This window comes from Bradyrhizobium sp. AZCC 2289 (assembly GCF_036924615.1).
GTDB lineage: Bacteria > Pseudomonadota > Alphaproteobacteria > Rhizobiales > Xanthobacteraceae > Bradyrhizobium.
This window is the reverse complement of record NZ_JAZHRY010000001.1, coordinates 6,252,680-6,260,000: the sequence shown is the minus strand read 5'-3', so window position 1 is coordinate 6,260,000 and position 7,321 is coordinate 6,252,680. Positions and strand designations below refer to the sequence as shown.

At 60.3% G+C, this 7,321-nt stretch carries 2 protein-coding genes, 2 tRNA genes and 2 rRNA genes (1 of these 6 only partly in view); 2 read left to right on the top strand and 4 right to left on the bottom strand.

The window, feature by feature from the left end; genetic code table 11:
• The 4 genes from V1289_RS29690 to V1289_RS29675 form a co-directional block, all read right to left on the bottom strand.
• A 23S ribosomal RNA gene (locus V1289_RS29690) occupies positions 1–137 on the bottom strand; it reaches 2,708 nt to the left of the window's first position.
• A gap of 395 nt (positions 138–532) precedes the next feature.
• Positions 533–608: transfer RNA gene (locus V1289_RS29685), tRNA-Ala, on the bottom strand.
• Positions 609–665: 57 nt separating this feature from the next.
• Positions 666–742 (bottom strand) — tRNA-Ile (locus V1289_RS29680).
• Between the two features lie 210 nt (positions 743–952).
• Positions 953–2,443, bottom strand: a 16S ribosomal RNA gene (locus V1289_RS29675).
• The 16S and 23S rRNA genes sit together here with 2 tRNA genes alongside, the layout of an rRNA operon.
• An 831-nt stretch (positions 2,444–3,274) precedes the next feature.
• On the opposite strand from V1289_RS29675, the gene V1289_RS29670 reads away from it, so the two are divergent.
• On the top strand, positions 3,275–5,332 hold the full coding sequence (locus V1289_RS29670; protein ID WP_334401169.1) for a M23 family metallopeptidase: 2,058 nt from the start codon (positions 3,275–3,277) through the stop codon (positions 5,330–5,332).
• A gap of 156 nt (positions 5,333–5,488) precedes the next feature.
• Positions 5,489–7,111, top strand: a complete 1,623-nt coding sequence (locus V1289_RS29665) for a hypothetical protein (protein WP_334401168.1) — start codon at positions 5,489–5,491, stop codon at positions 7,109–7,111.
• Positions 7,112–7,321: the final 210 nt, after the last annotated feature.

Sequence of the window (7,321 nt, the reverse complement as noted above, 5' to 3'; positions counted from 1 at the left end):
CGAAGGTGGGTTTCCCCATTCGGAAATCCGTGGATCAAAGCTTCTTCGCAGCTCCCCACGGCTTATCGCAGCGTAGCACGTCCTTCATCGCCTCTCAGCGCCAAGGCATCCACCGAACACCCTTAAGGCACTTGATTGCTCTCATTATCAATGTCCACACACTCGGCAGAATGTAGTCCGCACAATTGCCTTGAGGTCGAAACCCCAAAGCGCACACCCTCGATGAATGTTATGCGCGGCCGGACATTGATTAGAAAGACCAGCTTGCTTCGTAAGATCGAACCGATAGCGAGGCGGTCAAGCTTCGCTAAAAAGATCATTTACAACTCGCTCATCTTGCGATGAACGAGCGCCGAAATGACCTGGAGATTATGAGTGAGGCCTGCAAATTGCTTTGCAGATCCCAAACTCGGATCGATCTCCTCTTTACGATGTCAGAAATCCCGCACGCGCGTCCCGGAGGACACGACATGCGAAGTGATGTTTCGCGGACGATGATCAAAAGGCCAGCTCGTCGATCTTCGATCTCATCTGGTGGAGCCAGACGGGATCGAACCGACGACCTCATGCTTGCAAAGCACGCGCTCTCCCAGCTGAGCTATGGCCCCGTACCAGAAGACGAATGCTTTACGTCGATCTTTGAGACGCAATGCGCTCGATCAAGGTGGTGGGCCTGGGAAGACTTGAACTTCCGACCTCACGCTTATCAAGCGCGCGCTCTAACCAACTGAGCTACAAGCCCCTAACACGAGAGGCATGCCTGCGCGCACCGGTTCGCACCAGATGCATCGCACAAGCGCTGAGCCCCTGGCGCGTGTTCGTCCGCGAAGAAAGAGAAACGTAGACGGCGAAATCCCGCCAATGCAGCTCAACGATCCTGACGATCGTTGGCCACTGATGTTTCTAAAACGATCCGATAGATGGCCGAAGCTATCTGAAGGATCATCCTTAGAAAGGAGGTGATCCAGCCGCAGGTTCCCCTACGGCTACCTTGTTACGACTTCACCCCAGTCGCTGACCCTACCGTGGCCGGCTGCCTCCCTTGCGGGTTAGCGCACCGTCTTCAGGTAAAACCAACTCCCATGGTGTGACGGGCGGTGTGTACAAGGCCCGGGAACGTATTCACCGTGGCGTGCTGATCCACGATTACTAGCGATTCCAACTTCATGGGCTCGAGTTGCAGAGCCCAATCCGAACTGAGACGGCTTTTTGAGATTTGCGAAGGGTTGCCCCTTAGCGTCCCATTGTCACCGCCATTGTAGCACGTGTGTAGCCCAGCCCGTAAGGGCCATGAGGACTTGACGTCATCCCCACCTTCCTCGCGGCTTATCACCGGCAGTCTCCTTAGAGTGCTCAACTAAATGGTAGCAACTAAGGACGGGGGTTGCGCTCGTTGCGGGACTTAACCCAACATCTCACGACACGAGCTGACGACAGCCATGCAGCACCTGTCTCCGGTCCAGCCGAACTGAAGAACTCCATCTCTGGAGTCCGCGACCGGGATGTCAAGGGCTGGTAAGGTTCTGCGCGTTGCGTCGAATTAAACCACATGCTCCACCGCTTGTGCGGGCCCCCGTCAATTCCTTTGAGTTTTAATCTTGCGACCGTACTCCCCAGGCGGAATGCTTAAAGCGTTAGCTGCGCCACTAGTGAGTAAACCCACTAACGGCTGGCATTCATCGTTTACGGCGTGGACTACCAGGGTATCTAATCCTGTTTGCTCCCCACGCTTTCGTGCCTCAGCGTCAGTATCGGGCCAGTGAGCCGCCTTCGCCACTGGTGTTCTTGCGAATATCTACGAATTTCACCTCTACACTCGCAGTTCCACTCACCTCTCCCGAACTCAAGATCTTCAGTATCAAAGGCAGTTCTGGAGTTGAGCTCCAGGATTTCACCCCTGACTTAAAGACCCGCCTACGCACCCTTTACGCCCAGTGATTCCGAGCAACGCTAGCCCCCTTCGTATTACCGCGGCTGCTGGCACGAAGTTAGCCGGGGCTTATTCTTGCGGTACCGTCATTATCTTCCCGCACAAAAGAGCTTTACAACCCTAGGGCCTTCATCACTCACGCGGCATGGCTGGATCAGGCTTGCGCCCATTGTCCAATATTCCCCACTGCTGCCTCCCGTAGGAGTTTGGGCCGTGTCTCAGTCCCAATGTGGCTGATCATCCTCTCAGACCAGCTACTGATCGTCGCCTTGGTGAGCCGTTACCTCACCAACTAGCTAATCAGACGCGGGCCAATCTTTCGGCGATAAATCTTTCCCCGTAAGGGCTTATCCGGTATTAGCACAAGTTTCCCTGTGTTGTTCCGAACCAAAAGGTATGTTCCCACGCGTTACTCACCCGTCTGCCGCTGACGTATTGCTACGCCCGCTCGACTTGCATGTGTTAAGCCTGCCGCCAGCGTTCGCTCTGAGCCAGGATCAAACTCTCAAGTTGGACTTGAAACTTCAAACCGGCTGATCACAACGTTTGACGAGGTCCCACCATATTTATCGCCTGCGATTCACATCGCGGACGACGATGGTGTAACCTATGTAAACGTGTACCGCCGAAGTCTTTCGTCCGGCCTCAATCAATGAAAACCGAAGTCTTCAAGTAATCGAGACCACGCAAGGACTCCGCCGTCCACGTTTCTCTTTCTTCATCTTCACTTGTCAAACAGCCCGGGACCCGAGGGACCCTCTCCCCTGAGGGAGTTCCGACACCCTTATCCGACGGCGAATAACAACCGATTTCTATCGGCTGTTGATCCACTCATCAGAATGAGGAGCATCAAGGGCGCGAAAGACTGCCTTGGCCGTTGGGCCAATGCAGCGCCGCGCTCAGTGGCCGGGTTATAGGCCCGCCCAATCGGACCTGTCAACAGCCATCGTCAACAAAATGTCGCATCGTGTGGAAGAAATTTTCGACGCCAAGAAGTCTAGATATTTGCGGACTTTGCGCCGTACTTGAGCCACAATCCTGCGACGTTCTGGCTATAACGTATGCACGGAAGCGCCGGATGCCAGTGGGGGCTGCCGGTGTTCATCTACCAGGGACAGGCGATCTTCCATGAACCCGTCGCCTTTCCCACGCGGCCGAAACATATCGAGAGATCTGCGCGCCATTGACGTTCGAGACTCCGGCCGGTCTTCTTCTGGCCTCTGATTCCCGAATCTCCATGCGTGCGGCACGCCATGCTCCGGGATCGCCCCTAGGAGGGCAAATCCGGGTCAGGAACGAGCAAAGGTCTTGTCGAATGTTGAAGGAATTTGGGGGGATACAGGGTTGAGCCAGAGGGCGTCACGCGGGAGCGGCTACGGACGCGAGACCGGGATCATTGATCTCGGTCACGAGCCGCCACTTTCCGTCGATGGCTCCGAGGCCGCGGTGATCGATCGCCGCCGTGTCTCCGTACAATGGTTTAGCGGCACTATTCTGACTGGTCTGTGCGGCGCAGCTCTGATCGGCGGCGCCGTTTTTGCGTCGCTGGACGGCGAAATGACCTTTGCCAAGGTGCCGGAGCGCGTCGAGGGCGCGCTGCGCGGCGCGTTCAGCGGCAGCGACAAAGCCGTCAGCCTGCACAAGAGCGACCGCCTGCCGCCGCCCAGCGAGTCGACCGCCGCGCGCAATGTGGTGCGGGCGTCCACCGTCACCCGCGTCGGCAACCGCGACGTGATGCGGGTGCGGCCGTTCATCCGGATCTCCGGCAATCTGTCGATGACGACCAGCGATCTCAGCGCCAAGATCCCGCCTTTCAATGCCCAGCGCATGCTGACCGACGTCGGCGCCGAGACGCCGGCCCCCTCCGACGATCCGAACGAGGCCGCCGAGCCCGACGCCGAGGTCTCCTTCGTCACCAAGGACCTCGCACCGGTGCTGCCGAAGGCAAAACTCGCCGCCGTGGTCGCGCTCGATGAAGTGTTGATGCGGGTACGCGACGCCGCGAACTGGCGCGGCAACACCGGCGGCGTGCGCTATACCGCCCTTGCGAATGCCACGGCCGACGCCAGCGGCTCTCAATCCGACCTCAAGATGGCCTATGCCCCGGAAGGCAGCGTCGCCGACCCCTATGCCGGCTTCGAAACCCGCGTGGTGCCGGAAAACGTCACGCTGCTGCCGAAGACCAAGGAACAGGCGACCGGCGGCAATCCATCCGGCGAGCGCGTTCACGTCGTCAAGAAGGGCGATACCGTCACCTCGATCCTGCGCGATCAGGGCGCGACGCCGGATGAGGCCAAGGCGATCGCGGCGACGCTTGGCCCCCGCGGCCGCGACGGCGGCTTGAAGGAAGGCCAGAAGCTCCGCATCCTGATGGCGCCGGCAGCGCCGGGTCCCAGTACGCGGCTGCAGCCCTATCGCGTGATCGTCGCCAACGACACCTCGATCGAAGCCGTGGCCGCCTTGTCCGACCTTGGCAAATATGTCGCCGTCGACGTCCAGAGCATGAACACCGTCACCGAGACCGCCGACAACAGCGACGACGATGATGACGACGGCAGCGGCGTGCGGCTCTATCAAAGCATTTACGAGACCGCGATGCGCAACAAGGTGCCGACGAGCGTCATCGAGGACATGATTCGCATCTATTCCTACGACGTCGATTTCCAGCGCAAGGTGCAGCCGGGCGATTCTTTCGACGTGTTCTACGCCGGCGAGGACGAAGGCGCGACCATCACCGAAAAAACCGAGGTGCTGTTTGCAGCACTCACCGTCGGCGGGGAAACCAAGAAATATTACCGTTTCCAGACCCCCGACGATTCGGTGGTCGACTACTATGACGAGACCGGCAAGAGCGCGAAGAAGTTCCTGGTCCGCAAGCCCGTCAACAACGCGATCATGCGCTCGGGCTTCGGCGGCCGCCGCCATCCGATCCTGGGCTACGTCAAGATGCATACCGGCGTCGACTGGGCCACGGCCTACGGCACCCCGATTTTCGCGTCCGGCAACGGCGTGGTCGAGAAAGTCGGACCGGAAGGCGGCTACGGCAAATATGTCCGCCTGAAGCACAACAACGGCTACGAGACCGCCTACGGCCACATGTCGGCCTTCGCCAAGGGCATGGAAGTCGGCAAGCGGGTGCGGCAAGGCCAGGTGATCGGCTTCGTCGGTTCGACCGGGCAATCGACCGGCCCCCACGTGCACTACGAAATTCTAGTCAACGGCCGGTTCGTCGACCCGATGCGCGTCAAACTGCCGCGCGGCCGTTCGCTCGAGGGACCGGTCATGGCAAGCTTCGAGAAGGAACGCGATCGCCTCGATGCCCAGATGAGCAATCGCGGCGGCGCGGCGCGCGTCTCCGAGGCCACCGGCGCTGCGCCGGTGCGGCAGGTCAGCAATCGCTGAGCCTTTTCGATCGAATCTTCCGAAAATCCCACGCCGTTCGCGCGGCGTCATATGTCAGGTTTATGGCTGCGGCGCCTGACTTTTCCGGCAGGTTTCGTTTGCCAAACGAGCATCCCGGACGAATACTGTTTCCCATAAGCAACGGGAGGTAGCGTCATGACGAGCAGACTTGCACTTGGTGCGGCTGTCGCGGCGACGGTTTTTTGCGCCAGCAGCGCTTCGGCGCAGACCTATGTGGTGACCCAACTCGTTCCCGGCTCGGCGTTTCACGGCGTGCACGGCCTCGGAATCGACAAGGCCGGGCGATTGTTTGCTGGCAGCGTCGCAGGTGCCGCGCTTTACGAGGTCGATCGCGGCACCGGCACCGCCAAGATCGCAATCCCGACGCCGGAAGGCATGGCGGACGACATCGCGTTCGCGCCCGACGGCACCATGGCGTGGACCGGATTTCTCACTGGCGATCTCTACTCCCGCAAGGGTGACGGCCCGATCAAGAAACTCGCGTCCGGCCTGGCCGGGATCAACTCGCTCGCTTACCGCAAGGACGGCCGGCTTTACGCCTCCACCGTCTTCCTCGGCGACACCCTCTACGAGATCGACGTCGAGGGCGTGAAGCCGCCGCGCCAGATCATGGAGAAGATGGGCGGCCTCAACGGCTTCGAATTCGGGCCGGACGACCTATTGTACGGCCCGCTATGGTTCAAGGGCCAGGTCGCAAAGGTCGATGTCGACAAGGCCGAGCTGACGGTGGTCGCGGACGGCTTCAAGGTCCCGGCGGCGGTGAATTTCGATTCCAAAGGCAATCTCTGGGTGGTCGATACCGCGCTTGGCCAGCTGGTGCGGGTCGATCCGAAAACCGGCGCGAAGAAGGTGGTCGCCCAGCTCAAGCCGTCGCTCGACAACCTCGCGATCGACGACCAGGACCATATCTACGTCTCCAACATGGCCGACAACGGAATCCAGGAGGTCGATCCGGAGACCGGCGCCGCCAAACAGATCATATCAGGCAAGCTGGCCTTGCCCGGCGGCATCGGCGTCGTCTCCGACGGCTACAGGGACACCATCTATGTCGCCGACGTGTTCGCCTACCGCACCGTCGATGGCACCACCGGCGAGGTCTCCGAGCCCGCCCGCATGCATGCCGATGGCGTGACGCTGGAATATCCGATGAGCGCCACCGCGAAGGGCGATAACGTGATCCTGTCGAGCTGGTTCACCGGCACGGTCCAGGTGATCGACCGCAAGACCGGCAAGACCAAAGAGATGATGCATGGCTTCAAGGCGCCCCATGACGCGGTGCTGCTCGATGACGGCAGCCTCCTGGTCAACGAGCTCGGCAGCAAATCGCTGCTGCGCGTCAGCGGCGAACACGGCAAGGACCGCACGGTCGTCATCGGCGATCTCGCCGGACCGGTCGGACTGGTCGCAGGCGCCGGCGGCACGGTCTATCTCACCGAAGCCTTTGCCGGACAGGTGTCGAAAATCGAGGCCAATGGCGAGAAAACCATCCTCGCCAAGGACCTGAAGATGCCAGAGGGCATCGCGCTGGCCTTCGACGGCCGATTGATCGTGGCCGAAGTCGGCGCCAAGCGCATCATCCAGGTCGATCCGGTGACGGGCACCGTCACCGAGATCGCCGGCAATCTGCCGATCGGGCTTGCCGGTGCGCCGGGCGGCCTGCCGACCAACATCCCGACCGGGGTCGGCGTCGGCATGTCGGGCACGATCTACTTCTCGTCGGATATCGAGAACGCAATCTATAAAATCACAAAAAAATAGGCGCGGGAACCAGGCGGCGTGCCCGTGACCCGGCTTCCACTGGACGGGGCCCCGGGGCGGTGTGGCGGCGAAAGCAGCGTTATCGAACAGCAGCCTACCAAGCGCTCGCATCATCGCGAGAGGCCAGCAAATCGCGGCTCCGAATTTGCAACCGCACTTACACCGGAGCACGCCGGGGTTGTCTTTTTCCGGTGGTCACCGGCTACCGGC